We start from the raw sequence: 14,934 nt of genomic DNA, 5'->3' as shown, positions 1-14,934 counted from the left end.
CCGGTCACTCCCCCTCGATCGTGACGGCGTCCTCGCCGTCGTGCTCGACGAGTCGCACGTTGACGCGCTCGTCGCGGGAGGTCGGCAGGTTCTTGCCGACGAAGTCGGGGCGGATCGGCAGCTCGCGGTGGCCGCGGTCGACGAGGATCGCGAGGCGCACGGCGGCGGGGCGGCCGATGTCCTGCAGGGCGTCGAGGGCGGCGCGGATGCTGCGGCCCGAGAACAGCACGTCGTCCACCAGCACGACCGTCTTGCCGTCGATGCCGGTGGCGGGGATGTCGGTGCGCTGCGGCGCGCGGGTGGGATGCTGCGCGAGGTCGTCGCGGTACATCGTGACGTCGAGGGCGCCCACCGGCACCGGGGTGCCCGAGATGGCAGCCAGGTTCGTCGCGATGCGCTGGGCGAGGGCGACGCCGCGCGTCGGGATGCCGAGGACGACCAGGTCGTCGGCACCGCGCTGGGTCTCGAGGATCTCGTGGGAGATGCGCGTCAGAGCCCTGGTGATGTCCGCGCCCTGCAGAACGGTGCGCTCGCTCATCAGCCGCTCCCTTCTCCGCCTCACGGGACGGGGTTAAAGGTTGCTTCGGTGTGTCCAGCCTAGCCGGTGATCGGCGCTCAGTCGGTGATCGGCGCCGACGCGCCCCGCGGCGCGAGCAGCCACCGCACGCCGCGGCGCGCGAGCATGAGCACGATGATGAGCGCGGTCACGAGGAAGAACCCCCCGAGGGCCACGGCATCGCCGAAGATCAGGTGGATGAGCTCGAGCACGACGAGCTTGCTGCCGGGCAGCAGCAGCACCAGCACGACGATGCTGACGACGCGGCGAGGCCAGGTCGAGGCCGACTTCAGTCGCGTGAGCACGGCCTTCTTCAGCCACAGCACGGCCTCGAGCACGAGCTTGAGCACGATGGCGGTGAACAGCGACGTCGTGAACGACTCGGTGATCACCTGCGGCACCCACTGGGCCGCGAGGTTCAGCACGGTGACGTAGACGAAGACGTCGACGACGTGCAGGGGGTCGAGGCGACGGATGCCGCGGGCCGTGCTCACTCGGACGCTCAGACCGACGCTGAGGCGGCTTCGGGGCTCGCCGTCTCGTCGGCGCGGCGGGCGCGGATCGGGTGGCCCTGCGAGGTGAGGCAGCGGCCGGAGGCGAGATCCCACTTCCAATCGTGCAGGGAGCAGGTCAGCACGCCGTCCTCGATCTTGCCGGTCTTGGTGAGGTCTGCGCGCAGGTGCGGGCAGCGGCGCTGCACGACCCAGTCGTCGAGCTCGGTGTCCTCGGTCTGGTCGGACTGCTCGGCGTACCAGTTCTCGACGTACTCGATGCGGTCGCGCGAGAGGCACTTGAGGAAGGTGGTGAGGAACTCGTTGAACTTGCCGGCGCGTCCGACTTCGAACTGCATCGACAGGAAGATCGAGTTCGACCAGTCGATCTCGTGGTCGGCGATGTTCGTCGAGACGAGGTCGGCGGGGATCGTGTACCAGTACACGCACTCCTCTCCCGCGTACTCGCGCACCTTCGCCTTGGGGAAGTCGACGACCATGTCGAGGTCGCCGATGCGGAATCGCACGTTGCCGCCGACGCCGTTGCGGATGGTGCGTGCGCGGCGCAGCAGCGGCTCCCACCACTCCTGAAGCGCAGCGAGCATCTCCGCGGGCGGCAGCACGGCGGCGCGCTGCGCCTCCTCGGCGCGCACCTCGTCCTGACGGGCGTCGCGCTGCTCGGCGAGATAGGTCCACTTGTCGGAGAAGATGCGCTCGATCTCCGCCTCGGTGTACAGGGTCTGCGTCACCTGGATCTCGCTGCCCGCGAGGTCGACCTGGGTGCCGGGCACGAACCGGTAGCCCTTCTGGGCGGGAGAGACCTCGGCCATGTGGTCGAGGAACTGCTGCTGATCGGTGAAGATCGAGTCGTCCTCGAGGCCGTAGCCGTTGTAGCGGAACAGCTCCTCGCGCAGGAACATCGGCGGGCCGGCCATCGGGAAGACGTGCTCGGCGGCGACCTTGTCGATGTAGTACATCGCCCGCTTGTTCTGGGCGTCGCGCTTGAGCCCCGCGAAGTTCTGCTTGGCGTCCTGGGGCAGGTCGTAGACCATCGGCCACCAGATCGCGCCGCTCACCTGGGTGAAGTAGGCGTCGGGGTGGGAGAAGGCGAGCAGCTTCTCGAGATCGAGCGGGTGGGCGTCGTTCTGGTTGAGCATGCTCGCGGTGCCGTCGTCGACGCTCAGTGACGAATCGCCGATCGGGCCGTCGCTCGGGGCGCGCAGCGGGGTCACCATGATGGTCAGGCCGTTGTCGTACACGAGGGGAACGCCCGCCTGCGTGTAGACGATGTTCTCGTATCCGAGGGCGCGAAGGTCGACCTCGAGGTCGTCGGTCGGGTACTCGGGCAGGAGCACGCGGATGTCTCGGGGCACGTAGCGCTGCAGCAGCTGTGGGTCGAAGTGGTCACGGTGCCGGTGCGAGACGTAGAGGAAGTCGGCGTTGCCGAACCGCTCCCAGTCGAGCCCGCGGTTGTCGGGGAACGGGAACCACGATCCGAAGAACGAGGGGCCGATGACCGGGTCGCAGAGGATGCTGCCGCCCGTGGTCTCGATGAACATGCCGGCGTGGCCGAGGCCCGTGATGCGCATGCGCTCTCCCTTCCGCAGTCGAGTCTAGGCACGCGGGTTCGGCGCGCCGGGGTGCCGCGGCCGGGAAAACGCGCGGCGTGGGCGCTCAGACGGCGCGCGAGATGCGGGCGAGCACGCCGTGCACGAACGAGCCTGAGCCGTCGGTCGAGTATTCCTTCGCGAGCTCGACCGCCTCGTCGATCGCGACGGCGCTGGGCACCTCGCTGTTGAACACGATCTCCCACGTGGCGATGCGCAGCAGGGCGCGGTCGACGGCGGGCATGCGGTCGAGCTTCCAATCGCGGGCGTGGGTGATGATGAGCTCGTCGATCTGGTCGGCGTTGTCGATCACCCCGTCGACGATGTCGCGGGCGTACAGCCAGGAACCCTCGCGGGCGGGCTCGCTCGCCGCGCGCTTGGCCTCCGCGGCGAGCACGGCGGGAAGGTCCTCACCGCGCACATCCGCCTGGAACAGGATGTCGAGCGCGCGCTTGCGCGCCTTCGAACGGGCGCTCACGCGTCAGCTGACGCGGCCGAGGTAGTCACCCGTGCGGGTGTCGACCTTGACCTTCGTGCCGGTCTCGAGGAACAGCGGCACCTGGATCTCGTAGCCGGTCTCGACGGTGGCGGGCTTGGTGCCGGCCGACGAGCGGTCGCCCTGCAGGCCCGGCTCGGTGTAGGTGATCTCGAGCACGACGGACGCGGGCAGCTCGATGTAGAGCGGGTTGCCGTTGTTGAGCGCGATCTGCACCTGCTGGTTCTCGAGCAGGAAGTTCGCCGCGTCACCGACCGTCGCGGCGGCCACGTTGATCTGGTCGTAGTCGGCGACGTCCATGAACACGAAGCTGTCGCCGTCGTTGTAGAGGTACTGGAAGTCGCGGCGGTCGACGTTCTCGATCTCGACCTTGGCGCCCGCGTTGAACGTGCGGTCGACGACCTTGCCGGTGAGCACGTTCTTCAGCTTGGTGCGCACGAACGCGCCGCCCTTGCCGGGCTTGACGTGCTGGAACTCCACGACGCTCCAGAGCTGACCGTCGATGTTCAGGACGACGCCGTTCTTGATGTCTGCGGTGGATGCCATGAGGGTGCGCTTTTCCGTTTCGTGTGGGTGCGAGGCCGAGACGGCCGACACGAGAGTCTAACGGATGCCCCGTGGCCCGGGTGATTCCGAGGATCAGCCCTCGGCGCGACCGGTCACGACGTCGAGCAGCAGGTTCGTCGCGCGCACGTAGCCGGCGACGCCCTCTCCGATCACGTGCACGACGGCGACGTCGTGCACGTACGAGTGGTGCCGGAACGCCTCGCGGGCGTAGACGTCGGACACGTGCACCTCGGCGACCGGCAGGGCGACCCCGCTGAGCGCGTCGCGCAGCACCACGGAGGTATGGGTGAGACCGCCGGGGTTGATGACGATCGCCGCCGCCGTGAGGCGCGCCTCGTGGATCGCGTCGATCAGCACGCCCTCGTGGTTGGACTGCACGGCGGTGACCTCGAAGCCGCGGGAGGCCGCGGCATCCGTCACGAGACGCTCGACGTCGGCGAGGGTCTCGTGGCCGTAGATCGCCGGTTCCCGCACGCCCAGCAGGTTCAGGTTCGGGCCGTTGACGAGCAGGATGCGGCGCGGGGCGGTCATGCGCCGAACCTATCAGCGGCGCGCTGCTGCGCCGTGAGGCGGACGGCGGCGTTCTGGGGGCCGTATCCGTCGTAGTGGCCGCGGCGCTCGACGAACTCGAAGAACACGCCGCCGGTCGTGCGTGTGTAGACGTGCAGGTAGGAACCGTCGGCGTCGGCGTCGTAGAGCACGGATGCCGCGCGCAGCCCGTCGAGCGTCGATTCCGGAAGTGCGAACCGGGCGGCGAGGTCGTCGTAGTAGTTCGCGGGGACGGGAAGCGGCGCGACGCCGGCGTCCGCGAGGGCGCGCGCGAGTGCGATGACGTCGTCGCAGGCGAAGGCGATGTGCTGCACGGGCCCGCCGTCGCGGCCCGCCTCGGCCGACAACGGCGGCGCGACGTTCAGCGGGAGACGCACGGCGCCGTCGGGCGAGCCGAAGACGTGGCTCTGCACGAGTCCGGCAGGACCCGGGACATCCGTGGAACCCTGCGGCTCCAGTGCGAAGGCGGCGGACAGGAACAGCCGGGTCTCGTCGATGGCCTGCCAGGGCTGGGTGAGGCTCACGTGGTCGACGCGGGTGACGCCGTGTGCAGCGGAGCGCTGCACCGGGCCGAACTCGGCGGCCCACTCCGGGTCGCCGGCGTCGGCCGCCTGGCTCCAGTACACCTCGGTGCCGTCGGGTGCGATGGTGCCGGGCAGGTCGGCCTCATCGGCGAGCCGGCGCCGGTCGACGCGCGGCACCCCCAGGGCGGTGAGCCGGCGGGTGACGGCGTCGGCATCGTCGACGTCGAAGCCGACGGCGGCGATGCGCGGCGCGAGACCCGCGGCGCGCTCCTCGTTGAGCACGATGCGGGCGCGCCCGCTGGTCCACAGAGTGACCGCCTTGGAGCGGTGGCGGCCGTGGGCGGTGAAGCCCGCCGCGGCGAGCACACGGTCGAAGCGGCTCGTGTCCTCGCCCTTGATCTCCACGAACGCGACCCCGGCGGGCGCCGCGGAGTCCGGCAGGAGCTGCAGGTCGGGAACGTCCGGGTCGATGCGCGCGACGGCGTCTTCGAGCCAGCGCAGCGAGCGGCGGGCCTGCGCGGCGGTGCGCACGGGGTCGGTCTGCCGGAAGGTGTCGTTGAACACCTCGAGCGACAGCGGACCGCGGTATCCGGCGTCGAGGACGCGGCGCGTCAGGTCCGCCAGCTCGAACGCCCCCTCGCCCGGGAACAGGCGGTGGTGCCGGCTCCACGAGAGCACGTCGAGCGACAGGGCGGGTGCGTCGGCGAGCTGCACGAAGAAGATGCGGTCGCCCGGGATCTCCGCGATGCCCTCCAGCGGGGTGCGGCGGGACAGGATGTGGAACGAGTCGAGGCACACGCCGACGGCGGGATGATCGGCGCGCCGGACGACCTCCCAGGCGGTGCGGTAGTCGTCGATGTGGCGTCCCCAGGCGAGGGCCTCGAAGGCGATCCGGATGCCGCGGCCCGCGGCGAGCTCGCCGAGGCGCCGCAGCTGCGCGGCACTGACGTCCAGGTCGTCGGTGACGGCGGTCGCGACGTTGCTGCAGGCGAGCACCGAGTCGACGCCGAGCCGCTGCATGAGCGCGAACTTCGCGTCGGCGCGGTGGAGGACCCGGGCGAACTCCTCCTCGGAGATCCCTTCGACGTCGCGCAGCGGCTGGTAGAGGTCGATGCGCAGGCCGAGTCGTGCGGCCAGCGCCCGGATCTCCTCTGGGCTCTCGGGCGCGGCGATGAGGTCGGGTTCGAACAGTTCGATGCCGTCGAAACCGGCGGCGGCGATGGCGTGGAGCTTGGCGGAGAGGGGCCCGCTGATGCACACCGTTGCGATCGAGGTCTCCATGGTCAGGGAATGTACCACTCGGTACATTCCCGGCGGTATGCCGTTCCCGACTCCCCCGATCCCGCTCGGATACTCTGACGGCGTGAGTGACGTGCGCCGCGACCCCGAACGCACCAAGGCCGAACTGCTCGCCGTCGCGACCGAGGTCTTCGCCGAAGAGGGCTTCTCCGGCGCCCGCGTGGACGAGATCGCCCGCCGCACCCGCACGACCAAGCGGATGATCTACTACTACTTCGACAGCAAGGAAGGCCTCTACCTCGCCGTGCTCGAAGACGCCTATCGCGGCATTCGCGAGGCGGAGCGCGGGATCGACGTCGATCACACGGACCCGGTGGCCGCGGTGCGCCAGCTCGCGGAGCTGACCTTCGACCATCATGTCTCGCACGAGGCGTTCATCCGGCTGGTGGCGATCGAGAACATCCACCGCGGGACATCCATCTCCCGCATCCCGTCGCTGCGCACGCTGTCGCAGCCTGCCAAGTCGCTGCTCGACGAGATCCTCGCGCGCGGCCGCGATGCCGGCCTGTTCCGCAGCGACGTCGACGCGCTTGACGTGCACCTCGTCATCAGCGCCTACTGCGTCTTCCAGGTCGCGAACCGCCACACGTTCGGGCAGCTCTTCGACATCGACTTCACGGATGCCGCGACCCGTGCGCACCTGCGCAGCATGATCGGCGACGTGGTCGTCGGCTGGCTGCGCACGACTCCCTGACACCGGTGCTTGACACGTCGGATGTTGTCGTGTTCACTGCGAACGTACTAGTTAGTACAAACGCTTCGGACGAAGGAGTACCGTGCACAGCGATCGACGCTTCCTGGTCGGCCTCGTCGGCGACGGTGTCACCCCCTCGCTGACCCCGCCCATGCACATGGCGGAGGCCACCGCCCTCGGGATTCCCTACGTCTACCGCCCGATCGACACGGCGCTCCTCGGCCTCGGCGTGACCGAGCTCGGCGAGATCCTCGCCTGGGCCGAGCGCCTCGGCTTCGACGCGCTCAACATCACCCACCCCTTCAAGCAGGCGGTCCTCCCCCACCTCGACCACGTCGACCCCGTCGCCGCCTCGCTCGGCGCCGTGAACACCGTCCTGCTGACCGCCGAGGGCCGGCTCGGCTACAACACCGACACCACCGGCTTCGCCGCGGCCCTGCGTGAAGGGCTGCCGGGCGTCCCCCGGGAGCGGGTCGTGCAGTTCGGCGCCGGCGGTGCAGGCTCCGCCGTCGCCGACGCACTGCTGCGCGACGGCGTGCGCGAGCTGACCATCGTCGACCTCGACATCGAGCGGGTGGCCGCCCTGGCGGTGCGCGCCGGTGAACGGCACCCCCACGCCGAGGTGCGCCCCGGGACGCCCGCCGAGGCGGCCGACCTGCTCGCCCGCGCCGATGGAGTGGTCAACTGCACCCCGCTCGGCATGGCCGCCCACCCCGGCACCGCGTTCGACCCCGCGCTGCTGCGCCCGCAGACCTGGCTCGCCGACATCGTCTACCGCCCGCTGCGCACCGCCCTGCTGGACGCCGCTCGCGAGCGCGGCTGCCGCACGCTCGACGGCGGCCAGATGGCGGTGCACCAGGCGGTCGACGCCTTCGAGCTGATCACCGGCGTGCGTCCCGACCCCCGACGCATGACCCGGCACTTCCGCGACCTCGTCACCTCCGAGGAGATCCTCGCCCGCTGAGCCGACCGGCAGACGCGGCATCCGTTCCTTCCATCCCACCCCTACCCCCGACAACACCCATCTGATAGAGGAGACTCATGTCCACTCCCGCAACGACGCGGAAGACCCCAGTGCGCGCGGCCATCGCGAGCTTCATGGGGAGCGCCGTCGAGTACTACGACTTCTTCCTGTTCGGCTCCGCGGCCGCGCTCATCTTCCCGAGCGTGTTCTTCCCCTCCAACGACCAGGCGGCCCTCGTCATGTCGTTCGCGACCTTCGGGTTCGCCTACATCGCGCGTCCCGTCGGCGCCGTCATCCTCGGGCACTTCGGCGACCGCGTCGGACGTCAGCGCGTGCTCATGTTCACGCTGCTGCTCATGGGACTGTCGACCTTCGCGATCGGATGCCTCCCCGGCTATGCGCAGATCGGCTGGGCGGCGCCCATCCTGCTGGTGCTCGCCCGACTGCTGCAGGGACTCTCGGCCGCCGGCGAGCAGGCCGGCGCCTCGTCGCTCACGCTGGAGCACGCCCCCGATGACCGTCGCGCGTTCTTCACCTCCTGGACCCTCACCGGCACCCAGGGCGGACAGATCCTCGCGGCCCTCATCTTCGTTCCCGTCGTGGCCCTTCCCGACGACATCAAGTTCTCGTGGGGCTGGCGTATCCCGTTCTGGCTCAGCGCGGTGGTCGTGCTCGTCGCGTGGGTGATCCGTCGCCGGCTGCACGAGACCCCCGAGTTCGAGCAGGCGAAGGCCCGCGGCGAGATCGCTCGGCTCCCGCTCATCCCGCTGCTGCGCCACCACTGGCGCGACGTGATCCGCGTCGTGCTGTGCGCGACCATCTCGGCGGTCTCGACTGTCTTCGGCAACCTCGCCATCGCCTACGGCGTGAAGGTCGGCCTTGCCGCGTCGCTCACACTCTGGCTGGTCGTCGTCGCCAACCTGTTCGCCCTCGGCACGCAGCCGCTGTTCGGCCGCCTCGCCGACCGCATCGGCCGCAAGCCCGTCTTCATCTATGGGGCGCTGGCCTCGGCGGTGCTGATGCCCTTCTACATGCTGTCGATGTCGAGCGGCAACGCGCTGCTGACGTTCGTGCTCGCCGTGCTCACGTTCTCGTTCGGCTACGCGGCCGCGAACGCGGTCTGGCCTGCGTTCTACGGCGAGATGTTCTCGACCCGCGTGCGCTTCTCCGGCATGGCGATCGGCACCCAGCTCGGGTTCCTGGCCGCCGGCTTCGCACCGACCATCGTGACCGCCCTCGGCGGCGTGCAGGTGGGTGGCTGGGTCGTGACGAGCGTGTTCACCGCCGTGGTCGCCCTCATCGCGGCGGGCGCCGCGCTCACCGCACGGGAGACCAAGGATGTCGCGACCGCCGACCTCGGGGAGGCCAGTCCGGCCCCGGTCACCGTGAGGGAGCACGTCGCGGCCTGACCTCCGCTGTCGCAGAGCCCCGACCGCCTTCGGACGGCCGGGGCTCTGCGCATCTCAGGAGCCGATCTCCTGATAGGCCGCGAACAGCAGTGATTCGTCGGGTGCCTGCAGCACGGTGGGACGAGCGAGGTCGTCGAGCACGATGAAGCGCAGCATGGCGCCCCGCGTCTTCTTGTCGCGCTGCATGGTCGCCAGCAGCTGCGGCCAGGCGCCCGCGCGATACGAGGTGGGAAGACCCAGCAACTCCAGAACCGAGCGGTGCCGGTTCGCGACGTCGTCGCTGAGGCGTCCGGCCAGACGCGACAGCTCGGCGGCGAAGACCATGCCGACCGAGATCGCCGCGCCGTGGCGCCAGCGGTAGCGCTCGGCGTGCTCGATGGCGTGACCGAGAGTGTGTCCGTAGTTGAGCACCTCGCGCAGCCCCGCCTCGCGCAGGTCCTCGCCGACGACGCGTGCCTTCATCTCGATGGCGAGCTCGATCGATCGACGGAACGCCTCCGAGCCCGGATCGACGACGGCCGCGGGATCCTTCTCGATGAGATCGAGGATCTCCGGGTACCAGATGAACCCGGCCTTCACGACCTCCGCGAACCCGGCGGTGCGCTCGTGCGCGCTGAGACCGTCGAGGAGGTCGAGGTCGCAGATCACCGCACGCGGCGGCCAGAAGGCGCCCACCAGGTTCTTGCCCTCCGCGGTGTTGATGCCGGTCTTCCCGCCCACCGCGGCATCCACCATCGCCAGCACCGTCGTCGGCACCTGCACGATCGCGACGCCGCGCAGCCAGGTGGCAGCGACGAAGCCCGCGAGGTCCGTGACCGCTCCCCCGCCGAAGCCGACGACCGCGTCGGTGCGGGTGAAATCGGCCTGCCCGAGGATCTGCCAGCAGAACGCCGCGACCTCGACGCGCTTGCCCTGCTCGGCGTCCGGCACCTCGGCCAGCAGCACCTCGCGCGCACCGTCGCCGCGCAGCACCTCGCGCAGCGCAGCCGCCTGATCGGCGAGGGTCGGCGGGTGCACGATGAGCACCTTGCGGGCGGTGGCGGGCAGGGCCTCGGCGACGATGGGCAGGATGCCGCGGCCCACCGTCACGTCGTAGGGGGCGTCTCCGCCGACGGTGATCGTGGTGGTGCTCATGAAGGGGATCCTTCCGTCCGGCGGGCGCGGTCCCAGGCGACGATGCGCTCGACCACGTCCGACAGGGGGCCGTGCGAGGTGTCGAGGGTGAGGTCGGCGACCCGTTCGTAGAGGGCTCGTCGCTCGTCGTAGATGCGGTTCCAGCGGGCGATCGGGTCGTCGCCGGCGAGCAGGGGGCGATCGTCGCCGACGATGCGGGACGCGACGATGTGCGGGGCTACCGTCAGCAGCACGACGTGATGCGCGGCGAGGTCGGCACGGGTCTCCTCGTGCAGCACCGCCCCGCCTCCGAGCGCGATGACGCCGCCGGTCGTCAGGGCCTCGGCGACCGCGGTGCGCTCGATCGCTCGGAACGCCGTCTCCCCGTGCGCCTCGAAGTACGCCGGGATCGGCCCGTGGTCGCGCGTGATGATCTTGTCCGTGTCGAGGAACGGCCGTTCGAGCGCGCGGGCGACGCGTCTGCCGACGCTCGTCTTCCCGGCGCCCATCGGGCCGACCAGCACGATCGAGGGAGCGACCCCGCTCATCCGAGGGGGATGTCGACGACCTCGTCGACCGCCGCGAGGGCGGCATCGCTCTCCCCCGCCGTCGCGAGCGCGTCGGGGATGTGCGCGAGGTAGGCCTCGAGGTTGCGGCGGGTCTCGTCGACGTGGTCGCCGCCGAACTTCTCGAGCACGACGTCGGCGAGCACGATGGCCACCATCGCCTCGGCGACGACGCCCGCCGCCGGCACGGCGCAGACGTCGGAGCGCTGGTGGTGTGCGGCGGCCGCGTCGCCCGTCGCGACGTCGATCGTGCGCAGGGCGTGCGGCACCGTCGCGATCGGCTTCATACCGGCCCGCACGCGCAGGAGCGTGCCCGTGGACATGCCGCCCTCCGTGCCGCCGGCGCGGTCGCTCGACCGGGTGATGCCGTCCTCGGCGACGAAGAGCTCGTCGTGGGCGGCCGACCCGCGGCGTCGGGTGGTCTCGAAGCCGTCGCCGACCTCGACGCCCTTGATGGCCTGGATGCTCATGAGCGCCTGCGCGAGCTTCGCGTCCAGGCGCCGATCCCACTGCACATGGGAGCCGAGCCCCGGCGGCAGTCCGTAGGCGAGCACCTCGACGATGCCGCCCAGCGTGTCTCCCGCCTTCTTCGCGTCGTCGACCTCCTCGACCATGCGTGCGGATGTCTCCGGGTCGAAGCAGCGCAGCGGGTCGGCGTCGAGGCTGTCGACGTCGTCGGGCGTCGGGCACGGGGCATCCGAGGGCACCTGCACGGGTCCGATCGACAGGGTGTGGCTGACGAGCCGGATGCCGAGCTCGGCGAGGAAGGCGCGCGAGAGGGCTCCGAGAGCCACGCGGGCGGCCGTCTCACGGGCGCTCGCGCGCTCGAGGATGGGGCGCGCCTCGTCGAACGAGTACTTCTGCATGCCGACGAGGTCTGCGTGTCCCGGACGAGGGCGGGTGAGGGCGGCGCCGCGGCCGCGGGAGCGCTCGGTGAGCTCGACCGGCTCGGCGCTCATCACCTCGACCCACTTGGGCCACTCGGTGTTGCCGATGCGCACGGCGATGGGGCTGCCGAGGGTGTAGCCGTGACGTACGCCCGAGGAGATCGTGAGCTCGTCCTCTTCGAACTTCATGCGCGATCCGCGACCGTAGCCAAGCTTGCGTCGGGCGAGGTCGGCCTGGATGGCGGCGCGCGAGACGGGGACACCGGCCGGGAGTCCCTCGACGAGCGCGACGAGTTCGGGGCCGTGCGATTCGCCGGCCGTCAGCACGCGGAGCATTCCCTTAGTCTCCCACGCCGGGGACGACCGCATCCGCCTCTGTGACGGCGGCGCGCATCGCAGCAACGACGCTGGCCTCATCGGGCAGCGGCACCGCCGGATCGCCGTGCAGGAACGCGCTCACCTGCCGCACCGCCTGGTGCAGCAGCATCCCGAGGCCGTTGGCGGAGATCAGGCCTTCTGCCTCCCACGCGCGGGAGAGCGGGGTGGGCCAGGTGCCGTAGGCGACGTCGTAGAGCATGCCGCCGGCCCCCGCGAGGTGCGCGGCCACCCCGGGGGGGAGCTCGGCGTCGGTGGGGATCGTCGCGACGGTCACGGGAACGGGGGTCGCGTCGGCGTCGTCGAACGTCGCCGGGGTCACCTCGACGCCGAGGGTGGCGGCGAGGTCGATGAGCGCCGCCGCAGCCCCGGGGCGGCGGGTCACGACGCTCACCCGGTCGGCGCCGAGACGGTGCAGCGCAACGAGGGCGGAGGTCGCGGTCGCTCCCCCGCCGAGGATGCGCGCGTGCGTCAGCTCGGACACGCCCAGCTCTCGCAGCACCGCGACGAGCCCGGCGACGTCGGTGTTGAAGCCGTCCCAGCCTGATTCTGTGCGCACGAGGGTGTTCACGGCCCCGGTGGTGGTCGCGTCGTCGTCGCGTCGCCCGGCCGCGGCGAAGGCGACGCCCTTGAGCGGCATGGTGAGCGAGAGTCCGCGCACGCGCGTCGCGGCCTCGCCGAGGGCGCCGGGAAAGGCCGACTCATCGACGCGGAGCCGGTCGTAGCTCCACTCCAGGCCGAGGGCGGCGTAGGCCGCGCGGTGCAGCGCGGGCGACTTGCTGTGCGCGATCGGGTCGCCCCACACCTCGCAGCGGGGCGGCGTCAGCATCCCGAGTTCGGGTTCTGCGCGCACCAGGACCGCCACTGTGCCACCGCGGCCTCATGCTCCGCATCGGTGGTGGAGAACACGGTCTCACCGGTGTCGAGGTTGACGGTCACGAAGTACAGCCACGGTCCGTCTGCCGGGTGCACGGCCGCATCGATCGCCGTGTCCCCGGGATTGGAGATGGGTCCCTTCGGCAGCCCCGTGATCACGTACGTGTTCCAGGGGTTGTTGTCCGCCAACGCCGCGGCCGACGAGCTCACGCTGCCGTCGTGCATCTCGCCGTAGCCGTACTGGGCGGTGGAGTCCATCTGGAGCTTCATGCCATCGGCGAGGCGGTTCTGGATGACGCGGGACACCTTGTAGAAGTCGGCGGACTGGCGGGCTTCGCGCTGGATGATCGAGGCGATCGTGAGGATCCGCTGCTGATCGGATGCCGCAACCCCCGCCTGCTGGAGCGACTGCTTCGTGCGGTCGACCATCGCCTTCACGGCCTGCGTCGCGGTGGTGCCGGGATCGAAGGTGTACGTGGCGGGAAAGAGCCAGCCCTCGAGGGAGTCCGCACTGACGCCGTAGTCGGACGGGGTCTTCACCGCTGCCTGCACATCGGCCAGGGGGATGGCCAGATCGTCGGAGAGCGCCTGGGCGATCTGGCTGACCGTGAGACCCTCCCGGATGAGCGCCGTGTTCTGCTGGCGATTCGCGGGGTCCTGGATCGCCGCGAGCGCGGCGGCGGCGGTCATCTGCTTCTGCAGCTTGTAGACGCCGGGCTGGAAGTTCGGGTTCTGCTGCGACTTCACGAGCATGTTGTAGAAGACCGAGGACGTCTTCGTCACGCCGGCCTGGTAGAGCTTCGTCGAGATCGTCATGCCGGTGTCGCCCGAGGCGATCGTGAGGAGTGCTTCGCCGTTGGCGAGTCCGGGGGCATAGTCCGCGGGCTCCTCCCATCCCATGAACGAGCGCACCTTGTCGCCGTACGTGTTCCACACCCACACGCCACCGGCGCCGATACCCCCCAGCAGCACCACGACGATGGCGAGGGCGATCCACCCCCGTGCGCGCCGACGTCGCTTCGAGGGCTTCTTCGGCACGGCTCCGACCGTATCGGACGATGCCCGCCCGGTGAAGAGGTCCGCGAGGTCTCCGGGGGCGGACGCTCTTGCGGCGCCGACTGGAGCTGTGCGCTCCGGCGGCCGAGTGACCGGCGGTGGGGTGCTTCCCGACGGAGGCATGGCGGCGGTGGGCGCCGGGGTCAGGCCGGTGAGGCTCGCGGGGTGGAGCGCGTCGGGTTGACTCGGCACGCGCGGGGGCCACGAGGCCGGTGTCGGGCTGACGGGGGCGGCGTCGGGCGCCGGCTGCTGCTGCCCGGTGGTTTCGCGGGTCAGTCGCTCGCGAAGCTCGCGGCGGGTGAGCGGCGCCGTCTCGGTGCCCGGCTCGGCGGATGCGGGCGTCTCGCCGGTCGCACTCGTCCGCGGCCGGTTGGCGGGCAGCTGCGAGTACAGGGTCGAGAACGGATCGTCCGCGCTCTTCTCGTCAGTCATTCGGCGTGGCCTCCTCGGGCGCGGGCACGACGGCCCCGGGGGTGCGCCCGGTCTGCTTCTCGGTGTCGATCGCGTTCTGCAGGAGAATCACTGCGGCGACCTGATCGACGATGTTACGAGACTGTCGCTGCGAACGCCCGGAGCCACGCAGGGCCGCGTGCGCGGAGACCGTGCTCAGGCGCTCGTCGACGAGGCGCACGGGCACACCGGAGGCGGCGAGTTGCGCCGCGAACTCGCGCGCATCCGCCGTCGACGCGGTCTCCCGACCCGACAGCGCGACGGGCAACCCGACGACGAACTCGATTGCGTCCCACTCCGCGCCGATCTCCCGCACGCGGGCGACGGCCGCGTCTGTGCGCGGCACGGTCTCCACGGGGGTCGCGAGCAAGCCGTCCGGGTCGCAGCGGGCGACGCCGACCCGGGCGGTGCCGACGTCGACGCCGATCCGGATGCCGCGTCGGAACCCCGTCACG

General features: G+C 70.8%; 16 protein-coding genes. 3 read left to right on the top strand and 13 right to left on the bottom strand.

Translation table 11 applies throughout. The features are described from left to right. Positions 1-4 precede the first annotated feature (4 nt). From pyrR to BGO15_RS08760, 7 genes are all read right to left on the bottom strand, one after another. The gene (gene pyrR, locus BGO15_RS08790) at positions 5-538 is read right to left on the bottom strand and encodes a bifunctional pyr operon transcriptional regulator/uracil phosphoribosyltransferase PyrR (RefSeq protein ID WP_045248091.1); all 534 of its coding nucleotides are present in this window, start codon (positions 536-538) and stop codon (positions 5-7) included. A gap of 77 nt (positions 539-615) precedes the next feature. Next, entirely contained in the window at positions 616-1,050 is a 435-nt protein-coding gene (locus BGO15_RS08785) for a hypothetical protein (RefSeq protein WP_235557346.1), read from the bottom strand. A gap of 8 nt (positions 1,051-1,058) precedes the next feature. Then, the gene (locus BGO15_RS08780) at positions 1,059-2,636 is read right to left on the bottom strand and encodes a Rieske 2Fe-2S domain-containing protein (protein WP_056208983.1); all 1,578 of its coding nucleotides are present in this window, start codon (positions 2,634-2,636) and stop codon (positions 1,059-1,061) included. 85 nt (positions 2,637-2,721) lie between these two features. Further along, the gene (gene nusB, locus BGO15_RS08775; RefSeq protein ID WP_056208977.1) at positions 2,722-3,132 is read right to left on the bottom strand and encodes a transcription antitermination factor NusB; all 411 of its coding nucleotides are present in this window, start codon (positions 3,130-3,132) and stop codon (positions 2,722-2,724) included. 3 nt (positions 3,133-3,135) lie between these two features. Next, entirely contained in the window at positions 3,136-3,696 is a 561-nt protein-coding gene (efp, locus tag BGO15_RS08770) for an elongation factor P (protein ID WP_045248088.1), read from the bottom strand. A 93-nt stretch (positions 3,697-3,789) separates the two neighbouring features. Beyond that, a complete protein-coding gene (locus tag BGO15_RS08765; RefSeq protein WP_045248087.1) occupies positions 3,790-4,248 on the bottom strand; it encodes a type II 3-dehydroquinate dehydratase in 459 nt (152 codons plus the stop codon). Next, the gene (locus BGO15_RS08760) at positions 4,245-6,071 is read right to left on the bottom strand and encodes a bifunctional sugar phosphate isomerase/epimerase/4-hydroxyphenylpyruvate dioxygenase family protein (RefSeq protein ID WP_056208972.1); all 1,827 of its coding nucleotides are present in this window, start codon (positions 6,069-6,071) and stop codon (positions 4,245-4,247) included. The genes BGO15_RS08765 and BGO15_RS08760 overlap by 4 nt, the downstream gene beginning before the upstream one ends. 82 nt (positions 6,072-6,153) lie before the next feature. Here BGO15_RS08760 and BGO15_RS08755 point away from each other — a divergent pair, with 82 nt between their 5' ends. The 3 genes from BGO15_RS08755 (at position 6,154) to BGO15_RS08745 (ending at position 9,156) form a co-directional block, all read left to right on the top strand. Next, a complete protein-coding gene (locus tag BGO15_RS08755) occupies positions 6,154-6,783 on the top strand; it encodes a TetR/AcrR family transcriptional regulator (RefSeq protein WP_235557347.1) in 630 nt (209 codons plus the stop codon). Between the two features lie 82 nt (positions 6,784-6,865). Then, positions 6,866-7,747 (top strand): shikimate dehydrogenase, encoded by an 882-nt coding sequence (locus tag BGO15_RS08750; RefSeq protein WP_045248084.1) that lies wholly within the window; start codon positions 6,866-6,868, stop codon positions 7,745-7,747. Between the two features lie 77 nt (positions 7,748-7,824). Further along, complete coding sequence (locus BGO15_RS08745; protein WP_056208965.1) at positions 7,825-9,156, top strand: MFS transporter; 1,332 nt, start codon at positions 7,825-7,827, stop codon at positions 9,154-9,156. A 54-nt stretch (positions 9,157-9,210) separates the two neighbouring features. Here BGO15_RS08745 and aroB read toward each other — a convergent pair whose 3' ends face one another. The 6 genes from aroB to ruvX are packed head-to-tail and all read right to left on the bottom strand — an operon-like array spanning position 9,211 to position 14,933. Continuing rightward, positions 9,211-10,290, bottom strand: a complete 1,080-nt coding sequence (aroB, locus tag BGO15_RS08740) for a 3-dehydroquinate synthase (protein WP_056208962.1) — start codon at positions 10,288-10,290, stop codon at positions 9,211-9,213. Next, on the bottom strand, positions 10,287-10,817 hold the full coding sequence (locus BGO15_RS08735) for a shikimate kinase (protein ID WP_045248081.1): 531 nt from the start codon (positions 10,815-10,817) through the stop codon (positions 10,287-10,289). Before BGO15_RS08735 ends, aroB begins: the two co-directional genes overlap by 4 nt. Beyond that, positions 10,814-12,058: a chorismate synthase gene (aroC, locus tag BGO15_RS08730; RefSeq protein ID WP_056518569.1), complete on the bottom strand. Its 1,245-nt coding sequence runs from the start codon at positions 12,056-12,058 to the stop codon at positions 10,814-10,816. The genes BGO15_RS08735 and aroC overlap by 4 nt, the downstream gene beginning before the upstream one ends. 4 nt (positions 12,059-12,062) lie before the next feature. Then, positions 12,063-12,950, bottom strand: a complete 888-nt coding sequence (locus BGO15_RS08725) for a shikimate dehydrogenase family protein (protein WP_333792752.1) — start codon at positions 12,948-12,950, stop codon at positions 12,063-12,065. Next, complete coding sequence (mltG, locus tag BGO15_RS08720; RefSeq protein WP_056208957.1) at positions 12,920-14,461, bottom strand: endolytic transglycosylase MltG; 1,542 nt, start codon at positions 14,459-14,461, stop codon at positions 12,920-12,922. Before mltG ends, BGO15_RS08725 begins: the two co-directional genes overlap by 31 nt. Then, on the bottom strand, positions 14,454-14,933 hold the full coding sequence (ruvX, locus tag BGO15_RS08715) for a Holliday junction resolvase RuvX (RefSeq protein ID WP_045248180.1): 480 nt from the start codon (positions 14,931-14,933) through the stop codon (positions 14,454-14,456). The genes mltG and ruvX overlap by 8 nt, the downstream gene beginning before the upstream one ends. Position 14,934 lies beyond the last annotated feature (1 nt).

This window comes from Microbacterium sp. 71-23 (assembly GCF_001897265.1).
Classification (GTDB): domain Bacteria; phylum Actinomycetota; class Actinomycetes; order Actinomycetales; family Microbacteriaceae; genus Microbacterium; species Microbacterium ginsengisoli.
This window is presented reverse-complemented; position numbering and strand designations above follow the sequence as displayed.

Bases quoted from the DNA above. Each gene is read 5' to 3' on its own strand.
- aroC (WP_056518569.1), bottom strand. From the start codon at position 12,058: ATGCTCCGCGTGCTGACGGCCGGCGAATCGCACGGCCCCGAACTCGTC.
- mltG (WP_056208957.1), bottom strand. From the start codon at position 14,461: ATGACTGACGAGAAGAGCGCGGACGATCCGTTCTCGACCCTGTACTCG.
- BGO15_RS08765 (WP_045248087.1), bottom strand. From the start codon at position 4,248: ATGACCGCCCCGCGCCGCATCCTGCTCGTCAACGGCCCGAACCTGAAC.
- BGO15_RS08760 (WP_056208972.1), bottom strand. From the start codon at position 6,071: ATGGAGACCTCGATCGCAACGGTGTGCATCAGCGGGCCCCTCTCCGCC.
- BGO15_RS08735 (WP_045248081.1), bottom strand. From the start codon at position 10,817: ATGAGCGGGGTCGCTCCCTCGATCGTGCTGGTCGGCCCGATGGGCGCC.
- efp (WP_045248088.1), bottom strand. From the start codon at position 3,696: ATGGCATCCACCGCAGACATCAAGAACGGCGTCGTCCTGAACATCGAC.
- BGO15_RS08780 (WP_056208983.1), bottom strand. From the start codon at position 2,636: ATGCGCATCACGGGCCTCGGCCACGCCGGCATGTTCATCGAGACCACG.
- BGO15_RS08745 (WP_056208965.1), top strand. From the start codon at position 7,825: ATGTCCACTCCCGCAACGACGCGGAAGACCCCAGTGCGCGCGGCCATC.
- aroB (WP_056208962.1), bottom strand. From the start codon at position 10,290: ATGAGCACCACCACGATCACCGTCGGCGGAGACGCCCCCTACGACGTG.
- pyrR (WP_045248091.1), bottom strand. From the start codon at position 538: ATGAGCGAGCGCACCGTTCTGCAGGGCGCGGACATCACCAGGGCTCTG.